The sequence below is a fragment of the Pseudomonas sp. B19125 genome (genome assembly GCF_044218855.1).
GTDB lineage: Bacteria > Pseudomonadota > Gammaproteobacteria > Pseudomonadales > Pseudomonadaceae > Aquipseudomonas > Aquipseudomonas edaphica.
In genome coordinates this window covers 4,923,461-4,945,040 of record NZ_CP162589.1, presented here as the reverse complement: position 1 = coordinate 4,945,040, position 21,580 = coordinate 4,923,461, and the positions used below count along the sequence as shown (strand labels likewise).

The following is a 21,580-nucleotide window of genomic DNA, read 5'->3' as shown; positions in this document are numbered from 1 at the left end:
GCGGCGCTATTGCACCCAGCGCTGCAGTATTTGCTGCAAATCCGTGCGTTTGAACGGCTTGGCCAGGTAATCGTTCATTCCGGCTGCCAGACAGGCTTCGCGATCGCCCTGCAAGGCGTTGGCCGTCAACGCGATAATCGGCAGGTCGGCGCAGCCGGGCAGTTGGCGAATCCGCCGGGTGGCTTCGTAGCCGTCGATCAGCGGCAGGCGGCAATCCATCAGGATCGCGGTAAAAATCAGGCTCTCGGCGCTGCGGATTGCCTCGGCGCCATCGGTGGCCAGGCTCACTTCAAAGCCCAGGCTGCGCAACATGGCCTCGACCACGGTGCGGTTGACCGGGTTGTCTTCCACCAGCAACACATGGCGGCCATCACCCGCGCTGGCCTTGCCCTCGGCGTCCAGGGCGATCGCCGGCAAGCTGTGCTGGTCGATGGCCAGTGGAATTTCCAGGGTAAATACCGAGCCACGGCCTTCCTGGCTTTGCGCGCGCAACGTGCCGCCCATTCGTTCGGCCAGCGTGCGAGCAATAGGCAGGCCCAGGCCGGTGCCGCCGTAACGTCTGGAAATGGAACTGTCAGCCTGCTGGAACGCATCGAACATCAGCTCCAGGCGTTCAGCGGAAATCCCGATGCCGCTGTCGCGCACCGTGCAGGTGAACCACACCAGTTCATGGTCGAGAGTTTGCCAATGGGGCTCGACGGTGACGCTGCCGTGCTCGGTGAATTTGAGCGCGTTACCGATCAGGTTCACCAGGATTTGGCGGATACGCGTCGGGTCACCCCTCACGCGCAAGGCGTCCATGCCTAGCGGAATCGGTAATTCCAGGCTCAGGCCACGTTGCTGTGCGCTGTGCTGGAAGGCCTGGGCGCAACTGTTGATCAGGTCCGCCAGGTTGAAGGCGATATGTTCCAGCTCCAGCGCGGCGCGTTCGATACGTGAGAAATCGAGGATGTCGTTGATGACTTTAAGCAGGTGCTCGGTGGACTCCGAGGCCAGCGCCGCGTACTCGGTCTGCTCCTCGGTCATCTCGGTGGTTTCCAGCAGTTGCAGCATACCCAGCACGCCGTTCATGGGCGTGCGCAACTCGTGGCTCATCATCGCCAGGAAGTCCGACTTGGCGTTGTTGGCCCGTTCGGCTTCTTCGCGGGTCTGGATCAACTGGGCCATGGCCTGGTGCTGTTCGCGGCTGGCCTGGTTAAGGCCTTCGGCGAGGTTGTTGATGTGCCGCGACAAGTCGCCCAGCTCCGAATCATCGACAATCGGCAGCGGTGTCTTGTAGTCGCCTTGCTGGATGGCTTTTACCGCGTGGCCCATGGCGCTGATCGGCTGCGACAGGCTCGCGGCCAGGCGCCGCGCGAGCAGGAAGGTAAACAGCAGGGCAAACAGTGCGAGGATGCCGGCCTTGAACAGAATCTCCTGCTGGCGCTGGCTGAAGGCGTCGTTGGACATGCCGACGATCACCCGGCCCAGGTAATCGGCACGCGGCGCCTTGGGTTCGTTGAGGTTGTCCTGGAAAAAGTCATTGCCCAGCTGGATATGCTGTAAGCGGATGGGCGCCTGGAACACTTTCACCGACAGCGAACGGTCGTGTTTTTCCGAAGGTTGTTCGACGTACACCAGGATGTTCTCAGTGCTGTCCTGAATCTCCAGGAAGCGCACATGCGGGGTGGCCAGCGTGGCACGCAGCAGGCTTTCGAGCACATCGTTGTTGCCGGAAATCACCCCGTACTCCGTGGCCGGGGCCAGTTGGTTGGCGATCAACTGGCCGGTGTGGTCGAGTTCCTGGCGCAGGTCCTGGATACGCACGAAGGTAAAGAAGCTGATCAACAGCAAGGTCAGCAACAGCGCCGGGCCCAGGGTGATGAGCTGGGTGCGGGTGTTGATGTCCCAACGACGGCGCAAGGTCATGGGCGTTTTTCTCCTTCGGCCAGGCGGGCGGCGACGGCGGTTTCGTCCACCTGTTCGATCCCCAGTGAGCGCGCGACCTGCGGGTTACCCACGACTTTGAAGTGTTGCGGGTACAGGCTGCGTGGCCAGTTGGCTGGCGGATGATCCAGCAGCCGGTCGAGCACCGCCAGCCAGTCGGCCTGGTCGCTGTAGGTGCTGGCCAGGCTGCCGGCCTTGACGAACCCGGCGTTGGGCCCCACCAGCGGCAGTTGCTGGGCGTAGCTGCTGAGCAACAGGTTCTTCACGGTTTTCGGGTTGTACAACTGCGGGTCGTCGAGGCCGAGCAGCACGTCACTGTTCTTGAGCAGGTTTTGCAACGGGCGGCTGTCGTTAATGTTGTCCCAGCGTTGCGCCACGATTTCCAGGCCCATGGGCGCTGCATACTCGCGCAACTCCGGCAGCAGGAACTCACTGTCGCTGCCATAGAGCACACCGATGCGTTGGGCCTGCGGCAGGATGTTGGCGATCAGCTTGAGTTGGCGCGCCAGCGGCGGGTCGCTCCACAACAGGCTGATTTTTGCCGGGTGGGTGGTGCCCAGGCGCTGGCGTGCCTGTAAGCGGCTGATGCGCAACACCAGGGTCGGCGGGCCCTGGTCATCCTGCAGGCGCCAGTCGAGGCCGGGCAGGTCCAGCAGGATCAGGCGCGTACCGGGCGGCAACTGGCTCGGCGCGGGCAAGTCTTTGAGCGGGACAAAGCTCACCTGGTCTTCGGGGCGTTGCTGGGCGAGGGCCTGGGTAAATGCCTGAACGCCGGCACCGTCTTCGGCGGCGGTCAACAGGATATCGGCGCTCCACGCCGGCGCGGTCAGCAACAGGCACACCAGCAGCAAGGCGCGGCGCCAGAGCCGAGAGATAAAGAAGGGGGTCATCCGTGACTGAGCGCCCATGTCAGAATTCCAGCTCCGCGCTGAAATACAGGACATGGCGACTGTCGTAGTTGTTATCGGCCCAGGTGGTGGGCTGGTTATCGAGGCGTTGTTGCAACATGCCGGCCAGCTCCACATTGGCTTTGCCCAGGGCAATGCGCTTGGCCACCCGCAGGTCGACCCGTTCGAAGCGATATTGGTTGAGCGCATCGTCGCCGTAGTAGAACAGCGCACTGGACCAGCCGTGGCCCCACTCGCGCAGCCAACCGGCCGAGCCGCTGTTGCGCGCGGTCTGCGCCTTGTCCAGCGGGTTGCTGGAAGCGGCGTCGACGTAAGCATAGGTCAGGCGCAGACGGTCGGTATTGCTCATGCGCCAGTCGAACTGCGATTCGGCGCCGGTGAACCGTGCGCTGTTGGCGTTGCTGGCAATGTATTGGTTGTTGCGCAGCGGCGAGCTGATCATCTCGGTGATTTCGTCGTAGAACAGTTTCACGTCGACATTCAACCCGAAATCGGCAAAGAAGCCGTTGTAGCCCAGCTCTCGTGAACGCATCAACTCTTTATCGAGGTTGCCGGGGCCTCGCGTTACCACAAAATATTGCCCGGCGTTCTGCCCGTAGGTCGGGGAGCTCAAATTGGTGACGCGGTAACTCCAGTTGACGTTGTTCTCGAACATGTCCGGCGAGCGAATCGCCTCGGAGTACACCGCCCGCAAGCCGTGGCGCGGGTTGATCAGGTAGTTGACCGCCACCCGTGGCGTCAGCGAGTTGCCGCTCAGGTGGGTGTCTTCGTACATGGCGCCGCCTTGCAGCAGCCAGTGTTCGCTGGCGCGCCATTCCAGGTGGCCGAACAAGCGCCAGGTGGTGTCGTCTAGGGTGCCGTTGAAGTAGGTGTCGGAGTCGGCGCGGTCGTAACGGTAGTTCATGCCGCTGACCAGGCGCAGGCTATCGGACAGGCTCAGGGTGTCCTGAATCTCCAGGTCGTAGCGGCTTTCGCGGGTGCTTTGGTCGATGTCGCCGCACACGCTTTGGTTCGCGCCGTTGCGCCACTGGTCGAGTACCTGGTTGCCCAGCGTTTGTTCGGCGGCACTGCCGGGTGGTGCAACGCCCTGGCTGTAGGTGTCCATGTGCCGCGCCAACCGTTCGGCATAGTTGGGGTTCAACTGCCACAACTGCGTCAGTTCCGGGCTGAACGAGACCTTGGCGTCACAGGCTTTCCAGACCTGCTGGCGGTCCCATTGCTGGGCCGAGCCTTGAATGTACAGGCTGTGTTCGGGGTTGAAGTCGAAGTTCCAGCGCAACGACCCGGCATAGTCCTTGGCGACGGCATCGGAATTGGTGCCGCCTTCGGTAATCCCGGCGAACACCGGCAGGTAGGTATAAGGACGCTGGTTGGTGCCTTCCTTGGCGTCAAATTGCCAATCGAGACTCTGCTGAGCATTCAGGGTCTGGCTCACCGCCAGGCTGAAGCGGTTGAGGCGGCGGCCGTCACGACGGTCGGCACCGACGGCGTCGCTGTCAAAGCCATCGTCCTGCTGGCCGGAAAAGGACAGGCGCAAGTCACCGGTTTCCCAGCCCACACCCTGGCTGGCGTAATAGTCGTTGATGCCGCGTTGGCCACGGATGACTTTAATCCGCGAGCCGTGGCTGTTGGCCGGTGAGCGCGTGAGGATATTGACCACCGCCATCAGTGCGTTGGCGCCGTAGCTGACGGTGTTGGGGCCACGGAACACCTCGATGCGCTCGATATCTTCCATGGCCACCGGGATGTCGCTCCAGTCCACGGTGGCCAGGCCCGCGCGGTACACCGAGCGCCCGTCGATCAACACCTGCATGCGTCGCGCGTCGCTGGCGCTGGTGCCGTGGTAGTTCACCGCCGCCTGGTTGCCGGTGGTGTAGCCGACCATCATCCCCGGTACCAGTCGCAGCAGTTCGGCGATGTCGCGTGCGCCGCTGGCCTTGATCAGCTCGCTGTCGATCACCGTCATGCTGCCGGGCACGGCCGCGGCCGATTGCTTGAGGCGTGTGGCGGTCAACACTTGCGGCAGTGGCTGGCTGTCGAGAAACAGGTCATCCGCCAGCGCAGGTGTGCTGCACAGCAACATCAGCAACAGAGATGAGCGAGGAGGATGGCCCAGATACACGGTGCAGCCTTGATAATTACGGATAGCCGCCCATGTTAACTGAGGTGGGGCCATTTGCCAGTCGTGGGACTTGCAATTACTTCACACAAGTGTGGCATTTTCCGACAAGCGCACGAATTGACGCGGGGGCTGGCCGCAAGCGGGTCGCCCCGTATAATGCCGCCATCGCCATGTAAGGATTAACGGATTGCATATGACTGAACAGCGCCCTATTGCGGTCCTGGGAGGCGGAAGTTTTGGTACCGCCGTGGCTAACCTGCTGGCTGAGAACGGCCACGCGGTGCGCCAGTGGATGCGTGATCCCGAGCAGGCCGAGGCCATCCGCGTGCATCGGGAAAACCCCCGTTACCTTAAAGGCATCAAGATTCATCCGGCGGTGGAGCCGGTCACCGACCTGTTGGCCACGCTGACCGACTGTGACCTGTGCTTTGTCGCGCTGCCTTCGAGCGCCTTGCGCTCGGTGTTGGCGCCCCACGCTAAACGCCTGGCCGGCAAGCTGCTGGTCAGCCTGACCAAAGGCATTGAGGCGCAGACCTTCAAGCTGATGAGCGAAATCCTCGCCGAGATCGCCCCGCAGGCGCGCATCGGCGTGCTGTCCGGGCCGAACCTGGCACGGGAAGTCGCCGAGCACGCGCTGACCGCCACGGTGGTGGCCAGTGAAGACGAAGCACTGTGCGAACGTGTGCAGGCCGTGCTGCATGGCCGTACCTTCCGCGTCTACGCCAGTGGCGACCGCTTTGGCGTCGAGCTGGGCGGGGCGCTGAAAAACGTCTACGCGATCATCGCCGGCATGGCCGTGGCGCTGGGCATGGGCGAGAACACCAAAAGCATGCTGATCACCCGCGCGCTGGCGGAGATGACCCGCTTTGCCGTGAACCAGGGCGCCAACCCGATGACCTTCCTCGGGCTGGCCGGCGTAGGTGACTTGATCGTCACCTGCTCGTCGCCCAAAAGCCGCAACTATCAAGTCGGCTTCGCCCTCGGCCAGGGCCTGAGCCTGGAAGACGCGGTCACGCGCCTGGGCGAAGTCGCCGAAGGCGTCAACACCCTCAAGGTGTTGAAGGCCAAGGCCCAGGAAGTCGGTGTGTACATGCCGCTGGTCGCCGGCCTGCATGCGATCCTGTTTGAAGGGCGCACCTTGGACCAGGTGATCGAGGTGCTGATGCGCGCCGAGCCCAAGACTGACGTCGACTTCATTTCCACCAGCGGTTTCAACTGAGGAACGCGCACATGAACGATCCTAAAGACACCCCAAAATACGAGTCCATCCTGCTGCGCGTCCTGTGGATGCTGGTGTTTGCCCTGGTGTGGCAAGTGGCGCAGTTCCTGCTCGGTGCGCTGGTGGTGGTGCAACTGATTTATCGCCTGATCTACGGCGCGCCGAATCTGGGCCTGATGAATTTTGGCGACAGCCTCAGCCAGTTCCTGGCGCAGATCGGCCGTTTCGGCAGCTTTCACACCGAGCAGAAACCCTGGCCGTTCGCCGATTGGCCAACCCCGCGTGCACCCGAAGGCGAAGCCGCCCACAGCGTGCCGCCAGCGCCGCACCCGGTGCGTGATGAGGAGCCAAAGCTGTGAAGCTATGGATTTTGCGCCATGGTGAAGCCGAAGGGCATGCGCGCACCGACGCCGAGCGCAACCTCACCGAGCATGGCCGTGGTGAAGTGTTGCGCAGTGCTGCGCATCTGATTGGTCAGCCCATCAGTGCAATTATCGCCAGCCCTTATGTGCGGGCGCAGCAGACGGCGCAGTTGGTGCGTGGTGCACTGGGGTTCGAGCCGCAGGTGCGCACGGTGCCGTGGTTGACGCCTGAGGGCAACCCGCTGCAAGTGCTGGAAAAGCTCGACACCGATGACAACGTGCTGCTGGTCAGCCACCAACCCTTGGTGGGCAGCCTGATCAGCTTTTTGCAGCATGGTCACCAGCGCCAGCCAGAGCCGATGCACACCGCCAGCCTGGCGGAGCTGGAAGGCGATTTTCCGCTGGCAGGGCTGATGAGCCTGGTCAGTGTGAAGCATCCGTAGGAAAAGCAATCGCGACTTTGTGTGCTATATAGTCAACCAAGCAAGTGCTTGGTTGGCTATCATCGGATCACAAAGGAGCGCGTCCCATGCCTGTCGCTTTTCGTTTGCCGTTGCAGGTCTTCTTCGAACGTGAAGCGCGACACCCGCGCAAACCCTTTCTGGTGCAACCCATCGGCGGCGGCGAGGTGCAGACGCTCACCTGGGGCGATGTCGGCCATCAGGCCCGTTGCGCCGCGCATTGGTTGCGCGCCCGGGAATTGCCCCAAGGCTCGCACATTGCCCTGATCTCGAAAAACTGTGCGCACTGGATCATTGCCGACCTGGCGATCTGGATGGCCGGGCATGTGTCGGTGCCGTTGTACCCCAACCTCACGGCCGAGTCCGTCAACCATGTGCTCACGCATTCCGAGGCGGCGCTGGTGCTGATCGGCAAGCTGGATGACTGGCCTGCGATGGCGCCCGGCATCCCGGCCGGGTTGCCGACCATCAGCTTGCCGTTGTGCCCGGCCGGCGACTTTGATTTCAGCTGGGCAGACCTGCAAGCCAATGCGCCGATCCAGGACAACCCCGCGCCGGATGCCGCAAGCCTGGCAACCATTGTCTACACCTCCGGCACGACCGGCCTGCCCAAAGGCGTGATGCAAACCTTTGGCGCCCTTGGATTTGCGGCCACGCGCGGCACAGAGATATTTGGCTTGGGCGAGGGCGACCGGCTGCTGTCGTACTTGCCGCTGTGCCATGTGGCGGAGCGCATGTTTGTCGAGCTGGCCTCGATCTATACCGGGCAAACTGTGTTTTTCGCCGAAAACCTCGAGACTTTTCTGACCGACCTGCGCCGGGCGCGGCCCACAGCCTTGTTCGGCGTGCCGCGTATCTGGACCAAGTTCCAGATGGGCGTCTACGCCAAAATCCCGCAAAAACGCCTCGATACCCTGTTGCGCCTGCCTTTTATCGGCAAGCGCGTCGGCCACAAAGTGCTGGCCGGGCTGGGCCTGGATGCACTGCGCATCGCGCTGTCCGGCGCCGCCCCGGTGCCAGAAGCCTTGCTGCGCTGGTATCAACGCCTGGGCCTGGATGTGCTGGAGGTGTATGGCATGACCGAAAGCTGCGGCTATTCCCATGTGTGCCGCCCTGGCCAACAAACGCTGGGTTGGATCGGCCTGCCGTGCCCTGGCGTCGAAGTGCGCATCGACTTGACGGGTGAAGTGCAGGTGCGCAGTGGCGCGACCATGCTCGGCTACTTCAAGGACCCGCAGAAAACCGCCGAAACCCTCACTGACGATGGCTTCCTGCGCACGGGCGACAAGGGTGAGCAGGACGCCGCCGGCCGCCTGCGCCTGACCGGGCGCCTCAAGGAGATCTTCAAGACCAGCAAGGGCAAGTACGTGGCCCCGGCGCCGATCGAAAACCGCCTGGCTGAACATGCACGCATCGAACAGGTGTGTGTAGTCGGCGATGGCTTGCTGGCGCCGATGGGCTTATGCGTATTGTCGGCTGGCAGCCAGGACCGGCAGGCACTGCGCAGCAGCCTGGAACGCTGGCTGGAACAGGTCAACGGCGCATTGGACAAGCATGAACGCTTGCGCCAACTGGTGGTGGTCAAAGACAACTGGGCGGTGGAAAACGGCTTTTTGACGCCGACCTTAAAGATAAAACGCAACGTGATCGAGTCGACTTACGGTGCACAATTTTCGGCTTGGAGCGAACGCAGTGAGCCGATTGTGTGGCAGGATTAGGACCGTAATAAAACCAATAAGGACGACTTCATGAGCTTGTGGCGCACCCAACCGAATATCGAGCAACTCAACGCCATCCAGAAAAACACCATCGGTGAACTGCTGGATATCCGTTTCGAAAGCTTCGACGACGAGTCGCTGACCGCGAGCATGGTGGTCGACCATCGCACCCACCAGCCGTACGGCCTGCTGCACGGCGGTGCGTCGGTGGTGCTGGCCGAAAGCGTTGGCTCCATGGCGGCTTACCTGTGCATTGATGCCAGCAAGTTCTATTGCGTGGGCCTTGAGGTCAACGCCAACCACTTGCGTGGTGTGCGCAGCGGGCGGGTGAGGGCGGTAGCACGGGCGATTCATATCGGCCGTACCACTCAGGTGTGGGACATTCGCTTGACCAGCGACGATGGCAAAGCCAGCTGTGTGTCGCGCCTGACCATGGCCGTGGTGCCGTTGGGCGAGAACCCACCCGTACGATAGGCGTGGCGTGAGTGTCATCATTCCTGGCGGTTACAGTCATTGCTGTACGGCTCAAGGCTGGTGACAATTCACTTCTGTTCCCGTAGATGGATCCTGTATGTCGCAGCACGTGTTTTTTGCCCATGCCAATGGCTTTCCTTCGGCCACTTACGGCAAGTTGTTTGCCGCCCTGGCCCCGGAGTACGCGGTGGCGCATTTGCCGCAGCACGGTCACGACCCCAGGTTTCCGGTGGATGACAACTGGCAGAACCTGGTGGATGAGCTGATCCATCACCTGGAACAGCAACCGGAACCGGTGTGGGGCGTGGGCCATTCCTTGGGCGGCGTGCTGCACTTGCACGCGGCCATGCGCCGCCCGCAGCTGTACCGTGGTGTGGTGATGCTTGATTCGCCGGTGTTGACCCGCGCTGACCGCTGGGTAATTCGCGCTGCCAAACGTTTTGGCTTTATAGACCGCCTGACCCCGGCGGGGCGCACCTTGGGCCGGCGTGAAGAATTCAGCGACCTGGCCGCCGCACGCAGCTACTTCGCTGGCAAAACGCTGTTTCGCGGCTTCGACCCGGAGTGCTTTGACGCGTACCTGCAACACGGCCTGCAACAGGTGGGCGATCGCCTGCGCTTGCGCTTTGACCCGGCCACCGAAATCAGTATCTACCGAGGCGTGCCCCATACCAGCCCAGGCCAGGTTCGCCAGCTGAAGGTGCCGCTGGCGGTGGTGCGCGGGCGTCAGAGCCGGGTGGTGATGCGTCACCATGCCAGTGGTGTCGATCGTCTGCCCATGGGTGAAATGCTCACCATGCCCGGCGGCCATATGTTCCCTCTCGAACGCCCTCAGGACACCGCGACGTTGATCAAGAACCTGTTTTCCCGCTGGGAAGCCCGTGAGCGCAGCTGCGCATGAGCAACCCCGTCGAAGAAGTGCGCCTGAGCCTGCCGCATATCGAATTGGCCGCGCATTTGTTCGGGCCTGAAGACGGCCTGCCGGTGATCGCCTTGCATGGTTGGCTGGACAACGCCAACAGCTTTGCGCGGCTGGCGCCCAAGCTTGCGGGTTTGCGCATCGTTGCGCTGGACATGGCCGGGCATGGGCACTCGGCGCATCGGCCTGTCGGGGCCGGCTACGCCTTGTGGGATTACGTGTTTGATGTGCTGCAAGTGGCTGAACAACTGGGCTGGAAACGTTTTGCATTACTTGGCCATTCCCTTGGCGCCATCGTTTCCCTGGTGTTGGCCGGAGCGCTGCCGGAACGCGTCACACACCTGGGGTTGATCGACGGCGTGATCCCGCCGACCGCCGCTGGCGAGAACGCCGCCGAGCGCCTCGGCATGGCATTGCAGGCGCAATTGAGCCTGCAAGACAAGCGAAAACCGGTCTACAGCACCTTGGATCGAGCCGTCGAAGCGCGCATGAAAGGTGTAGTGGCGGTCAGCCGTGAAGCCGCTGAACTGCTGGCCCAGCGCGGTTTGATGCCCGTGCCGGGCGGCTATACCTGGCGCACCGATGCACGCTTGACCCTGGCGTCGCCGATGCGCCTGACCGATGAACAGGCGATGGCTTTCGTGCGACGTGTGGGTTGCCCTACACAATTGGTCGTCGCGGCTGACGGCATGCTGGCGAAACATTCCGAATTGCTTTCTCAGCTACCTTTTACGGTGAACACGCTGCCGGGCGGCCATCATTTACACCTTAATGATGAGCCCGGCGCGATCCTTGTTGCAGACTGTTTCAATCGGTTTTTCTCCATGCCTTGACTTGGCGGGGTCAACTGCCGAGGCTGGGCGGATTGAAAGGGAGTCAACCATGTACGAACTCAACACCGCTGCGCACTTCGATGGCCAGGGCTCAATCATCCGATGAGCCTGCGTAAAGAATGTCTCCGTGTCCTCGGGCTGTGCTGTTTCAGCCCCTTGGTGTTCGCCGCCGATGTGCCAGGCAGCCAGGATCTGCCGACCGTGGCCCGTCAGGTCGACGCGCAAATCGTCGATTATCGCCCTGCCGAAGAAAAAGAACGCATCTACCCCATGGGCGCGATCCGCAAGATCAGCGGCCAGTTGCGCTACGAAGGCCAGGCTACGGCGCGCGGCAAAACCACTGCAGTCACCTATGAGCTGCCTGCCGAGCACACCTCCAGCGCCGCATTTACCGCGACGCGCGAAGCGCTGCAGGCCAAGGGCGCGCAGCTGTTGTTCTGGTGCCAGGCGCGTGATTGCGGCGAAAGCAGCCTGTGGGCCAATGAAGTGTTCGGCAATGCCAAGCTGGTCGGCGCCGACGGCCAGCAGGAATACCTGCTGCTGCGCCTGGCCGCCCCGCAAGACAATTCGCTGGTGGCGCTATATGGCATTACGCGCGGCAACCGCCGGGCTTATCTGCATGTAGAACAACTGGACGCCGGGGCGCCGCTGGGCGACTTGCTGCCCACTTCGGCGACCTTGCTGCGCGAGCTGAAAAGCACCGGCGAGCTGGACTTTCCGGCACTCGGCAGCGCGCCTGACGCCACTTGGCTGACCTTGATTTCCCGTGGCTTGAACCTCGACGCCACCTTGCGCGTGAGCCTCACCGGGCCGACCGCCGAAGCCTGGCGCCAGGGCCTGATCGACAGCGGTGTGCGGGCTGCCCGCCTGGAAACCGGCAGCGGTGACGCTAAGGGTTTGCACCTGCATCTGATACGCTGACCGTTATGAAGGCGAACGGACCCGTGCCGTTCGCCTAAGCTGCTCTTCCTACAGCCTTATTCTCGAGATACCCGATGCTCAATAACGATCGCCTACTGGTGCAAATCCTGCTGCTGGTGTTGTTTGGTGCCAGCTTCTGGGTGATGGCGCCGTTCTGGTCGGCGCTGTTCTGGGGCGCGGTGCTGGCGTTTGCCAGCTGGCCGCTGATGCGTTTGCTCACGCGCTGGCTGGGTGGCCGCGAATCCCTCGCGGCGGGCATCCTGACCCTGGGCTGGATGTTGCTGGTGGCGGTGCCGCTGGTGTGGCTGGGGTTCAACCTGGCCGACCATGTGCGCGATGCGGTCGGCCTGATCAAGGATATCCAGGTTGACGGCTTGCCCGCCGCACCTGCCTGGCTGAACTCGATCCCCTTTGTTGGCGAGCGGCTGGTGGCGACCTGGGACAGCATCGACCAACAGGGCGCGGCGCTGATGGTCAGCATCAAGCCGTACCTGGGGCAGGTGGGTAACTGGCTGCTGGCGCGCAGTGCGCAAATTGGCGGCGGTATCCTCGAGCTGACCCTGAGCCTGGTGTTCGTGTTCTTCTTTTACCGTGATGGGCCACGGCTGGCGATGTTTGCCCATCGGTTGCTGGAGCGCCTGATCGGCGAGCGCGCCGGTTACTACATCGAGTTGGTGGCCGGCACTGTGCAGCGCGTGGTCAACGGCGTGATTGGTACGGCAGCGGCCCAGGCCCTGCTGGCGCTGATCGGCTTCCTGATTGCGGGGGTGCCGGGCGCGCTGGTGCTGGGCATCGTCACCTTCCTGCTCAGCCTGATCCCTATGGGGCCGCCGCTGGTGTGGATCCCGGCCACGGCCTGGCTGGCATGGAAGGGCGACTACACCTATGCGGTGTTCCTCGGTGTATGGGGCACGTTCATCATCAGTGGCGTGGACAACGTGCTCAAGCCGTACCTGATCAGCCGAGGCGGCAACCTGCCGCTGGTGATCGTGCTGTTAGGCGTGTTTGGCGGCTTGATTGCCTTTGGCTTCATCGGCCTGTTTATCGGCCCGACCTTGTTGGCGGTGGCCTACAGCCTGCTGACGGATTGGAGCGCGACCCAGTCCCAGGAGCGTCGCGAAGATAAAGTTCTTTAGGCCCTCGGTAACCACATCACGGCGGTTAAGCCGCCGCCTGGGGTTTCCTCCAGGCTCAGGTGGCCGCCGAGGCGTTCTACGGCTTCCTTGGAGATCGTCATGCCCAGGCCAACGCCGCCGGAGTTGCGGTTGCGCGAGCCTTCGAGGCGAAAGAACGGTTCGAACACCGCCTCGCGTTTATCCGCCGCAATCCCCGGCCCGTGGTCGATCACGCGGATCACCAGGGCGCCACGGCTGTCCGCCAACTCAATACGCGCCGTGCCGGCATACCGCAGGGCGTTGTCGATCAAGTTGTTGAGGCACGAACGCAGTGCCATCGGTTGCACCTGCAACGGTACGCACGTGCCGGAGAACTGTACGTCCGAGCCTTGGTCCTGGGCGTTTTCGCTGAGGGACTCGACCAGCGCCTGCACATCGAGCCAGTGCCGGGTCTCGCTGGTGCGTTGTTCGTGCAGGTAGCTCAAGGTGGCGTCGAGCATGCCGATCATGTCGTCCAGGTCCTGGCGCATTTGGCCTTGCAGCTTGGTGTCTTCGATCTGCTCCAGGCGCAGCTTAAGGCGTGACAGCGGCGTGCGCAGGTCATGGGAGACGGCGCCGAGCATGCGCGCGCGCTGGCTGACTTGTTCGCGGATGCGCTTTTGCATCAGGTTGAAGGTCGATGCCGCCTGGCGTGCTTCCCGTGGCCCGGATTCGTCGAGCGGTGGGCTGTCGAGGTCAAGGCTCAAGCGTTCGGCCGCTGCGCTCAGGCGCTGGATCGGCCGGCTCAGCAGTTTGGCGCCATACCAGGCGGCGATGATCAGCGAGATAAACTGGAAGGTCAGCGGCACCACGGGGCCGCCGTACCAGGGCCGGTGATGGCGGGCCAATGGCTTCATCGTGCCGTCTGGTTGCTCGACAAAGGTTTCCTGGGGCCGTGGTGGTGGCGGGCCGTAATGACGGAACCAGAAGATCGCCAGTACATGAGCGAGCACAATAGCCACCAGCAATACGCCGAACAGCCTGCCAAACAGCGTATTGAAGGTGGCGCGCATCAACCGATATCCCGGGCGTCGAACAGGTAGCCTTCGCCACGCACGGTCTTGATCAGTTGCGGTGCTTTCGGGTCATCCCCAAGCTTCTGGCGCAGGCGCGATACGAGCAGATCGATGCTGCGGTCAAAGGCTTCGATGGAGCGGCCACGGGCAGCATCGAGCAATTGTTCGCGGCTCAACACACGGCGCGGGCGCTCGATAAACACCCACAGCAAGCGAAATTCCGCGTTGGACAGCGGCACCACCAGGCCATCGTCGGCCACCAGTTGGCGCAATACGCTGTTGAGCCGCCAGTTATCGAAACGGATGTTGGCGCGCTGCTCGGTGCGGTCATCGCGCACCCGGCGCAGGATGGTCTGGATACGCGCCACCAGCTCGCGCGGTTCGAACGGCTTGGACATATAGTCATCGGCGCCCAGTTCCAGGCCGATGATGCGGTCGGTGGGTTCGCAGCGTGCGGTGAGCATCAAAATCGGGATGTCCGATTCAGTGCGCAGCCAACGGCACAGCGACAGGCCGTCTTCGCCCGGCAGCATCAGGTCGAGCACCACCACATCAAAGGTTTCGGCTTGCATGGCGGTGCGCATGGCCGTGCCGTCGGTGACGCCGGTGGCAAGAATATTGAAGCGGGCCAGGTAGTCGATCAGCAGTTCACGGATCGGCAGGTCGTCATCGACGATCAGCGCGCGGGTGTTCCACCGCTTGTCTTCGGCGATCACCGCGCTTTTTTGCTCTTCGTTTACAGAGACGGTAGGGGTATGCATAGTGCGATCATCTGCCTGGGTTGTTGCATTGAGCATAGGCGCCCGGCTCCATGGCTGGAAGTGCCGGGCGAGCGGTCATGTGCGCGAGGCTAGTCGCGGGGCGTGTTGAGGGCATGTCGGGAATGTATCAGTCTTGACACATCTTCTTAAAACACTGGGTTATGCGCGCTTGATCAGCATTTTACCGATCATCGGATCCCGCAACGGCGCCGCTTGCGCTACAATCCGCGCCGATTTCGACTTGCCTGAGAGCCCATTCCAATGTCCGTCTGCCAGACTCCTATCATCGTCGCCCTGGATTACCCCACTCGTGACGCCGCACTGAAGCTGGCTGACCAGTTGGACCCCGCGCTTTGCCGGGTCAAGGTCGGCAAGGAACTGTTCACCAGCTGCGCCGCCGAAATCGTCGGCACCCTGCGTGACAAAGGCTTCGAAGTATTCCTCGACCTGAAATTCCATGACATCCCCAATACCACAGCCATGGCGGTTAAAGCCGCCGCCGAAATGGGCGTGTGGATGGTCAATGTGCACTGCTCCGGCGGCCTGCGCATGATGAACGCCTGCCGCGAAGTGCTCGAGCAGCGCAGCGGCCCGAAACCCTTGCTGATCGGTGTGACCGTGCTCACCAGCATGGAGCGCGAAGACCTGGCCGGCATCGGCCTGGACATCGAGCCGCAGGAGCAGGTACTGCGCCTCGCAGCCTTGGCGCAGAAGGCTGGCCTGGATGGCCTGGTGTGTTCGGCCCTGGAAGCCCAGGCGCTGAAGACCGCGCACCCGTCGCTGCAACTGGTAACCCCGGGGATTCGTCCCGCGGGCAGCGCCCAGGATGACCAGCGTCGTATCCTGACGCCGCGTCAGGCGCTGGATGCAGGCTCGGACTACCTGGTGATCGGTCGCCCGATCAGCCAGGCGGCGGACCCGGCCAAGGCACTGGCCGCAGTCGTCGCCGAAATCGCCTGATGATCGTTCCCACGCTCTGCGTGGGAACGCCTCTTGTGACGCTCTGCGTCACGCTTTGGGACGCAGAGCGTCCCGGGCTGCATTCCCACGCAGAGCGTGGGAACGATCGGGTCAGCTGACTTTAAGCACCAATTTCCCAAAGTTCTCGCCGTTGAACAGCTTCATCAACGTCTCCGGGAACGTCTCCAGCCCCTCGACAATATCTTCCTTGCTCTTGAGCTTGCCCTGGGCCATCCAGCCGGCCATTTCCATGCCGGCGGCGGCAAAGTTCGCCGCGTGGTCCATTACCACAAACCCTTCCATGCGCGCACGATTGACCAGCAACGACAAATAGTTGGCCGGGCCTTTCACTGCTTCTTTATTGTTGTACTGGCTGATTGCGCCGCAGATCACCACCCGTGCCTTCAAGGCCAGGCGGCTGAGCACGGCGTCGAGAATGTCGCCGCCGACGTTATCAAAATACACATCCACGCCTTTAGGGCATTCGCGCTTGAGGGCGGCGGGCACGTCTTCGCTTTTGTAGTCGATGGCCGCGTCAAAGCCCAGTTCATCAATGAGGAACTTGCACTTGTCGGCGCCCCCGGCGATGCCCACCACGCGGCAACCCTTGAGCTTGGCAATCTGCCCGGCAATGCTGCCCACTGCGCCAGCGGCGCCGGAGATCACCACGGTATCGCCAGCCTTGGGCGCGCCGGTGTCGAGCAGGGCGAAGTAGGCGGTCATGCCGGTCATGCCCAGCGCTGACAGGTAGCGCGGCAGCGGGGCCAGTTTGGGGTCGACCTTATAAAAGCCGCGCGGCTCGCCCAGGAAATAATCCTGCACACCCAGCGCGCCGTTCACATAATCACCCACGGCAAATTTAGGGTTGTTCGAGGCAATCACCTTGCCCACGCCCAGCGCCCGCATCACTTCACCGATGCCGACCGGTGGAATGTAGGATTTACCCTCGTTCATCCAGCCACGCATGGCCGGGTCCAGGGACAAGTATTCATTGCGCACCAGCACTTGCCCATCACCTGGCGTGCCCACCGGCACTTCCTGGTAGGTAAAGGTCTCCCGCGTGGCGGCGCCGACCGGGCGTTTGGCGAGCAGGAATTGGCGGTTGGTCTGGGCAGTCATGGCAGGGACTCTGTTAGAAGTGAACCCTGAGTGATAGACCTTCAGCGGCCTGTGGGCAAGGTTAAGGGGGGCTGCGAATGCCCGCCGATAGGTTGGACTGATAGTTGGCCTGGGCGTCTTATCACTGCGATTCATGCAACCCCAACCGGCCATATGATAGTGCTGACGCGCCCGCCGTCGGCTTGGCTAGACTCGGCCCACGGCTATTTCTTGCATAGGACATCCCCCATGAGCATGACGTTTTCCGGCCAGGTTGCCCTGGTGACCGGCGCCGCCGCCGGTATTGGCCGCGCCACCGCGCTGGCATTTGCCGCAGAAGGCTTGAGAGTAGTGGTAGCCGACCTGGATGTGGCGGGCGGCGAGGGCACGGTTGCGTTGATTCAACAAGCAGGCGGCGAAGCGCTGTTCGTGCGTTGCAATGTCACGCTGGACGCCGATGTGCAGCAATTGATGGCACAGACCATCGCCGCCTATGGGCGCCTGGACTATGCCTTCAACAACGCCGGCATCGAGATTGAGAAGGGTAAGCTGGCCGACGGCAGCCTGGATGAGTTCGATGCAATCATGGGCGTCAACGTCAAGGGCGTGTGGTTGTGCATGAAGTATCAACTGCCGCTGTTACTGGCCCAGGGCGGCGGTGCAATCGTCAACACCGCCTCGGTAGCCGGGCTGGGCGCTGCGCCGAAGATGAGCATCTATGCGGCGTCCAAGCATGCTGTGATCGGCCTGACCAAATCGGCCGCAATTGAATATGCAAAGAAGAAAATCCGCGTGAATGCGGTGTGCCCTGCGGTGATCGACACCGACATGTTCCGCCGTGCCTATGAAGCAGACCCGCGCAAAGCCGAGTTCGCCGCCGCCATGCACCCGGTTGGGCGCATCGGCAAGGTCGAGGAAATCGCCAGTGCCGTGCTGTACCTGTGCAGTGATGGGGCGGCGTTTACCACCGGGCAAGCCTTGGCGGTGGATGGTGGCGCAACGGCTATCTAGGACTCCATGCCATGCACTCTTAGAAAAGGATGGGGCTGCTGTGGGGCGTTTCCATGGCTGGCACAAGGCCTCGTCAGAATGTGTATCAGCAGGTAAATAAGTCAATAAAATCAATACTTTAATAATTTTTTGCGGCCGGCTTGAGCGAGCTTCTGTGCTTAACTGTTTGGGGTTGAATAACAGACAGTTCAAGTGAGTGGCTCATGGATTTAGGGATCGATCGACAAGCCCTTGTACCGGTGGTGCAGCAAATCGTCAGCGCGGTGGCGCAATGGATACGCAAGAGCGGCGCGAGCCCCGGCACGCGCTTGCCGTCCATCCGGCAACTGGCCCTCGACAACCTGCTCAGCCAGTCCAGCGTGATCGAGGCTTTCGAGCGAATGGTGGCCCAGGGGTTGTTGGCGTCCAGGCAAGGCTCGGGATTTGTGGTCGCCCAGCCGCCTGTTTGCCTTGAAGGCCACTGGTATGAGGGTGCAGAGCTGGGCTGGGGCGCCTATGTCGATGGCCCGTTGGGCGAGTTGAAGCTGGGTTGCGGCTGGCTGCCGGACACATGGCGTGAAAGTGATGACCTGTGCTACGCGATACGGGAAATCAGCCGCACCGACACGGCCGGTCTCTTCAACTACAGCACGCCATTGGGCCTGCCAGCATTGCGCGAGCAACTGCTCAAGCGGCTGACCCAGATAAAGGTGGGCACCTGCCTGGATCGCATCCTGACCACCCATGGTGCCGGCCATGCACAGGACCTGTTGATCCGCTCACTGCTCAAGGCTGGCGATACGGTGGTGGTCGAGACGCCGGGCTACGCCAATCTCTATCGACAATTGGAGCGCCATGGCGTCACGTTGCTGGAAGTTCCGCGCACCGTGGGCGGCCCGGACATGCCAGTGCTTGAGCAACTGCTGCTACGGCATCGCCCCAAGTGCCTGTTCATCAACTGCCTCTACCACAACCCAACCGGCACCAGCCTGTGCCGCGCCGTGGCTGAACGGTTGCTGGAGCTTTCGCGACGCGATGGCTTCCTGATCATTGAAGAAGACGTCTATGGCGACCTGCAGCACGCCAGTTGCACGCGGCTGTCGGCGTTGCCCCATGATGACCGGGTGATCTACGTATCAAGCTTTTCCAAAACCCTGAGCAGTGCCTTGCGCGTGGGCTACGTCAGTGCCGGCACAGACATCGTTGCGAAAATGGCCAGCCTCAAGACCCTGACCGGTATCGGCACTTCACGGTTTGCCGAAGCAGTGGTCGCCACATTGCTGGCCAATGGCACCTACCGCAAGTGGGTGCAACGCCTGCGCAAGCGTTTGAATGCGCAAATGGCAGCCACCCTGCAGGTGCTGGAGGATGAGGAATGGCAGGTGTTTGCCGTGCCTGCTGGCGGTATGTTTGTGTGGGCGCGGCCGGGCCTGGGCGATCATTCACGGTTGCAGGCGTGCGCGCGCAGGCTTGGTGTCCTGCTGTCTTGCGGGGCGCTGTTCACTCCCCGCGGTGAGCACAGTGACTGGCTGCGCATAAATGTGGCCTATGCTGCTGATCAGCGGGCTTTGGAGTTGTTCCGTGCCATGGGGCCTGCCAGATCGACCTCAACCATTCTGAAAACGACGAGCATGTAGCTTTTTGCCATTATTGTGACGCCAACGTCTTGTGCCAATGGCGTCTCGTTGCGAATCTCGCTGCATGGCAACCAGGCTTGCTGGCATCTGCCCGTGCAAGAGGATTCAAGTGCAATGATTTCGGCCGTGCAACGACGTTTCGCCAACCTCGGTATGGCAAAAAAGCTGGGCTTGGGCTTCTTCCTGGTGCTGCTGCTGACGGCGCTGGTGGCGGCCATTGGCGTGTGGTCGCTGCAAACCATTGGCCAGCGTTTCGAAGGCCTCAATGCCATGTCCTCGCTCAACAGCGGCTTGCTCAAGGTGCGCTTGATCGAGCAAGACTACGCGTTGCACGCCGACCCCAAAGCCGTTGATGCCTTGCATGAGAGCGTCGATGCACTGGCCGCCCTGGCGGCCACGCTCAAGGCCCAGTCCGCCGCCAATGTGCCGGTGATGGGCGACGTTGAACAGGCGTTGGCCGCGTATCGCAAGGCGTTCGATGAATTTGTCGAGTTGACCCAGACCAAGGACCTGGCTTTGGAAATGGCCAGTTGGTCCGTTTCCAGCGTGGCCAATAACCTCGATGTGCTGCAAGCCGGCCTGGCCGACGATGGCGCCTATGGCCTCAAGGAAAGCCAGGGCAAGGAGGGCGCCGAGTTTATCGAACAGGCCGGGCAGGTCAGCCAGGTGTCTCGCTTGATGCTGCAAGCCATGAACGAGGCGCGGGTACGCCTGGACCAGAGCCGCAAGGCCGATGCCGACAACGCCGAACAGGGCAAGATCGAACAGGCCGACCAGGCCCTGGCGCAGGTTGAGCAGTTGAAAACCTCGGTCAAGGACGCGGGTTACCAGACCGTGCTCAATGAGGTGTCCGGGCATATTGCGGCCTTCAGCGAAAAGCTCGGTGAGTACACCGGTTTGCTGGCTCAGGAAAAAATCGTCTACAAGCAATTGCATGACCGCGCCGACCAGGTGGTCAGCCGGGTCAACCAGGCGTATGCCGCCGAAGACCAGTCGATGCAGGCGCAATTGAAGAAAAGCACGCTGCTGATCGTCGGTTCCTCGGCACTGGCGTTACTGGTGGGGCTGGTTGCAGCCTGGCTGATTACCCGCCTGATCGTGGCGCCGCTGCGCAGTGTGATCGCAGTGGCCCAGCGGATCGCCGCCGGTGACCTGAGCGGGCGGATGGAGGTCAGTCGCCGCGATGAAATTGGCCAGCTGATGCAAGCGATGCAACAGATGGGCAATGGCTTGAGCCAGATGGTCAGCGGCTTGCAGGCCGGCATAGAGCAATTGGCCAGCTCTGCGCAATCACTCTCCAGCGTCACCGAACAAACCAATCTAGAGGTCAGCAGCCAGAAGGAGGAGACCGAGCAGGTCGCCACGGCGATGAACCAGATGACCGCCACCGTGCATGACGTGGCGCGTAACGCCGAAGAAGCCGCGCAAGCGGCGCAGACCGCCGATGCCAAGGTCGACAGCGGCCAGCAGGTGGTGCGTCAGAGCCTGCAACGCATCGAATTGCTGGCGTCCTCCAGCACCAGTGCCAGCGCCAGTATCGACAGCCTCAGTGCCGAAATCCAGCACATCGGCACGGTATTGGGGGTAATTAAAAGTGTCGCCGAACAGACCAATCTGCTGGCCCTTAACGCCGCCATCGAGGCCGCCCGTGCCGGCGAGCAAGGCCGGGGGTTTGCGGTGGTGGCCGATGAGGTGAGGGCACTGGCCAAGCGTACTCAGCAATCGACCGAGGAGATCGAGCGGTTGGTGAGTACTTTGCGCAGTGCGGCGCAGTCATCGGTGCAGCAGATTCAGCAAAGCGGCGAGCTGGTGAAACTCGCCGTCAGCGATGCGCTGGAAACCGAGAGCGCGTTGGGCAGCATCGCCGCTGCCGTGTCCCTGATCCAGCAGATGAATCAGCAGATTGCCGCCGCCGCCGAGGAGCAAAGCTCGGTGGCCGAAGAGATCAATCGCAGTGTCACCAGTATTCGCGCGAGTGCCGATCAATCGGCGCTGAGCATGCAAGGCAACGCCGCGTCGAGCATTCAGTTGGCGCAGTTGGGGGCGGAGCTCAAGGGCATGGTGGGGCACTTCCGCCTTTGATCAATGAGCAAAGGCGGAG

At 62.2% G+C, this 21,580-nt stretch carries 19 protein-coding genes and 1 pseudogene; 14 read left to right on the top strand and 6 right to left on the bottom strand.

Features of this window, described 5'->3' with window-relative positions:
- Positions 1-6: 6 nt before the first annotated feature.
- The 3 genes from AB4P96_RS22335 to AB4P96_RS22325 are packed head-to-tail and all read right to left on the bottom strand — an operon-like array spanning position 7 to position 4,956.
- A complete protein-coding gene (locus AB4P96_RS22335; RefSeq protein WP_017134469.1) occupies positions 7-1,908 on the bottom strand; it encodes an ATP-binding protein in 1,902 nt (633 codons plus the stop codon).
- Positions 1,905-2,834: an ABC transporter substrate-binding protein gene (locus AB4P96_RS22330; RefSeq protein ID WP_026013477.1), complete on the bottom strand. Its 930-nt coding sequence runs from the start codon at positions 2,832-2,834 to the stop codon at positions 1,905-1,907. Before AB4P96_RS22330 ends, AB4P96_RS22335 begins: the two co-directional genes overlap by 4 nt.
- Position 2,835: 1 nt before the next feature.
- Entirely contained in the window at positions 2,836-4,956 is a 2,121-nt protein-coding gene (locus AB4P96_RS22325) for a TonB-dependent receptor (RefSeq protein WP_329606427.1), read from the bottom strand.
- A 193-nt stretch (positions 4,957-5,149) separates the two neighbouring features.
- Here AB4P96_RS22325 and AB4P96_RS22320 point away from each other — a divergent pair, with 193 nt between their 5' ends.
- The 9 genes from AB4P96_RS22320 (at position 5,150) to AB4P96_RS22280 (ending at position 12,999) form a co-directional block, all read left to right on the top strand.
- Positions 5,150-6,175: an NAD(P)H-dependent glycerol-3-phosphate dehydrogenase gene (locus tag AB4P96_RS22320; protein WP_017134466.1), complete on the top strand. Its 1,026-nt coding sequence runs from the start codon at positions 5,150-5,152 to the stop codon at positions 6,173-6,175.
- Positions 6,176-6,186: 11 nt separating this feature from the next.
- Entirely contained in the window at positions 6,187-6,534 is a 348-nt protein-coding gene (locus AB4P96_RS22315) for a DUF4389 domain-containing protein (RefSeq protein ID WP_017134465.1), read from the top strand.
- Complete coding sequence (gene sixA / locus AB4P96_RS22310) at positions 6,531-6,980, top strand: phosphohistidine phosphatase SixA (RefSeq protein WP_017134464.1); 450 nt, start codon at positions 6,531-6,533, stop codon at positions 6,978-6,980. The genes AB4P96_RS22315 and sixA overlap by 4 nt, the downstream gene beginning before the upstream one ends.
- An 86-nt stretch (positions 6,981-7,066) precedes the next feature.
- Entirely contained in the window at positions 7,067-8,716 is a 1,650-nt protein-coding gene (locus AB4P96_RS22305) for an AMP-binding protein (protein ID WP_395600097.1), read from the top strand.
- Positions 8,717-8,746: 30 nt separating this feature from the next.
- Complete coding sequence (locus tag AB4P96_RS22300) at positions 8,747-9,190, top strand: hotdog fold thioesterase (RefSeq protein WP_186617349.1); 444 nt, start codon at positions 8,747-8,749, stop codon at positions 9,188-9,190.
- A gap of 97 nt (positions 9,191-9,287) precedes the next feature.
- Positions 9,288-10,091 carry an alpha/beta fold hydrolase gene (locus AB4P96_RS22295; RefSeq protein ID WP_099549015.1) on the top strand — a complete coding sequence of 268 codons (804 nt, stop codon included), beginning with the start codon at positions 9,288-9,290 and terminating at the stop codon, positions 10,089-10,091.
- The gene (locus AB4P96_RS22290) at positions 10,088-10,942 is read left to right on the top strand and encodes an alpha/beta hydrolase (protein ID WP_177033492.1); all 855 of its coding nucleotides are present in this window, start codon (positions 10,088-10,090) and stop codon (positions 10,940-10,942) included. Before AB4P96_RS22295 ends, AB4P96_RS22290 begins: the two co-directional genes overlap by 4 nt.
- Positions 10,943-11,044: 102 nt before the next feature.
- Positions 11,045-11,863 carry a DUF4892 domain-containing protein gene (locus AB4P96_RS22285; protein WP_138449180.1) on the top strand — a complete coding sequence of 273 codons (819 nt, stop codon included), beginning with the start codon at positions 11,045-11,047 and terminating at the stop codon, positions 11,861-11,863.
- 74 nt (positions 11,864-11,937) lie between these two features.
- Entirely contained in the window at positions 11,938-12,999 is a 1,062-nt protein-coding gene (locus AB4P96_RS22280; RefSeq protein WP_017134458.1) for an AI-2E family transporter, read from the top strand.
- Here the strand turns inward: AB4P96_RS22280 and AB4P96_RS22275 are convergent.
- Complete coding sequence (locus tag AB4P96_RS22275) at positions 12,996-14,030, bottom strand: HAMP domain-containing sensor histidine kinase (RefSeq protein ID WP_017134457.1); 1,035 nt, start codon at positions 14,028-14,030, stop codon at positions 12,996-12,998. The genes AB4P96_RS22280 and AB4P96_RS22275 overlap by 4 nt on opposite strands.
- Positions 14,030-14,794: a response regulator gene (locus tag AB4P96_RS22270; protein WP_026013476.1), complete on the bottom strand. Its 765-nt coding sequence runs from the start codon at positions 14,792-14,794 to the stop codon at positions 14,030-14,032. Before AB4P96_RS22270 ends, AB4P96_RS22275 begins: the two co-directional genes overlap by 1 nt.
- 261 nt (positions 14,795-15,055) lie before the next feature.
- Between AB4P96_RS22270 and pyrF the strand changes: the two genes are divergently transcribed.
- A complete protein-coding gene (gene pyrF, locus AB4P96_RS22265) occupies positions 15,056-15,754 on the top strand; it encodes an orotidine-5'-phosphate decarboxylase (protein ID WP_017134455.1) in 699 nt (232 codons plus the stop codon).
- Positions 15,755-15,865: 111 nt separating this feature from the next.
- Here pyrF and AB4P96_RS22260 read toward each other — a convergent pair whose 3' ends face one another.
- A complete protein-coding gene (locus AB4P96_RS22260) occupies positions 15,866-16,873 on the bottom strand; it encodes an NADP-dependent oxidoreductase (protein WP_017134454.1) in 1,008 nt (335 codons plus the stop codon).
- Between the two features lie 228 nt (positions 16,874-17,101).
- Here AB4P96_RS22260 and AB4P96_RS22255 point away from each other — a divergent pair, with 228 nt between their 5' ends.
- The 4 genes and pseudogenes from AB4P96_RS22255 (at position 17,102) to AB4P96_RS22240 (ending at position 21,561) form a co-directional block, all read left to right on the top strand.
- Positions 17,102-17,863, top strand: a complete 762-nt coding sequence (locus AB4P96_RS22255; RefSeq protein WP_170039983.1) for an SDR family oxidoreductase — start codon at positions 17,102-17,104, stop codon at positions 17,861-17,863.
- 203 nt (positions 17,864-18,066) lie between these two features.
- Complete coding sequence (locus AB4P96_RS22250) at positions 18,067-19,479, top strand: PLP-dependent aminotransferase family protein (protein WP_017134452.1); 1,413 nt, start codon at positions 18,067-18,069, stop codon at positions 19,477-19,479.
- Between the two features lie 114 nt (positions 19,480-19,593).
- Positions 19,594-20,655: pseudogene (locus AB4P96_RS22245) on the top strand (HAMP domain-containing protein); the annotation flags it as partial.
- Positions 20,644-21,561 (top strand): methyl-accepting chemotaxis protein, encoded by a 918-nt coding sequence (locus AB4P96_RS22240; RefSeq protein ID WP_371318485.1) that lies wholly within the window; start codon positions 20,644-20,646, stop codon positions 21,559-21,561. The pseudogene AB4P96_RS22245 and the gene AB4P96_RS22240, both read left to right, overlap by 12 nt.
- Positions 21,562-21,580 lie beyond the last annotated feature (19 nt).

What these genes read in the sequence shown, in the direction of transcription:
- AB4P96_RS22335 (WP_017134469.1), bottom strand. Translation starts at nt 1,908, where the DNA reads ATGACCTTGCGCCGTCGTTGGGACATCAACACCCGCACCCAGCTCATC.
- AB4P96_RS22330 (WP_026013477.1), bottom strand. Translation starts at nt 2,834, where the DNA reads ATGGGCGCTCAGTCACGGATGACCCCCTTCTTTATCTCTCGGCTCTGG.
- AB4P96_RS22320 (WP_017134466.1), top strand. Translation starts at nt 5,150, where the DNA reads ATGACTGAACAGCGCCCTATTGCGGTCCTGGGAGGCGGAAGTTTTGGT.
- AB4P96_RS22315 (WP_017134465.1), top strand. Translation starts at nt 6,187, where the DNA reads ATGAACGATCCTAAAGACACCCCAAAATACGAGTCCATCCTGCTGCGC.
- AB4P96_RS22305 (WP_395600097.1), top strand. Translation starts at nt 7,067, where the DNA reads ATGCCTGTCGCTTTTCGTTTGCCGTTGCAGGTCTTCTTCGAACGTGAA.
- AB4P96_RS22300 (WP_186617349.1), top strand. Translation starts at nt 8,747, where the DNA reads ATGAGCTTGTGGCGCACCCAACCGAATATCGAGCAACTCAACGCCATC.
- AB4P96_RS22295 (WP_099549015.1), top strand. Translation starts at nt 9,288, where the DNA reads ATGTCGCAGCACGTGTTTTTTGCCCATGCCAATGGCTTTCCTTCGGCC.
- AB4P96_RS22290 (WP_177033492.1), top strand. Translation starts at nt 10,088, where the DNA reads ATGAGCAACCCCGTCGAAGAAGTGCGCCTGAGCCTGCCGCATATCGAA.
- AB4P96_RS22285 (WP_138449180.1), top strand. Translation starts at nt 11,045, where the DNA reads ATGAGCCTGCGTAAAGAATGTCTCCGTGTCCTCGGGCTGTGCTGTTTC.
- AB4P96_RS22280 (WP_017134458.1), top strand. Translation starts at nt 11,938, where the DNA reads ATGCTCAATAACGATCGCCTACTGGTGCAAATCCTGCTGCTGGTGTTG.
- AB4P96_RS22275 (WP_017134457.1), bottom strand. Translation starts at nt 14,030, where the DNA reads ATGCGCGCCACCTTCAATACGCTGTTTGGCAGGCTGTTCGGCGTATTG.
- AB4P96_RS22270 (WP_026013476.1), bottom strand. Translation starts at nt 14,794, where the DNA reads ATGCATACCCCTACCGTCTCTGTAAACGAAGAGCAAAAAAGCGCGGTG.
- pyrF (WP_017134455.1), top strand. Translation starts at nt 15,056, where the DNA reads ATGTCCGTCTGCCAGACTCCTATCATCGTCGCCCTGGATTACCCCACT.
- AB4P96_RS22260 (WP_017134454.1), bottom strand. Translation starts at nt 16,873, where the DNA reads ATGACTGCCCAGACCAACCGCCAATTCCTGCTCGCCAAACGCCCGGTC.
- AB4P96_RS22255 (WP_170039983.1), top strand. Translation starts at nt 17,102, where the DNA reads ATGAGCATGACGTTTTCCGGCCAGGTTGCCCTGGTGACCGGCGCCGCC.
- AB4P96_RS22250 (WP_017134452.1), top strand. Translation starts at nt 18,067, where the DNA reads ATGGATTTAGGGATCGATCGACAAGCCCTTGTACCGGTGGTGCAGCAA.
- AB4P96_RS22240 (WP_371318485.1), top strand. Translation starts at nt 20,644, where the DNA reads ATGGAGGTCAGTCGCCGCGATGAAATTGGCCAGCTGATGCAAGCGATG.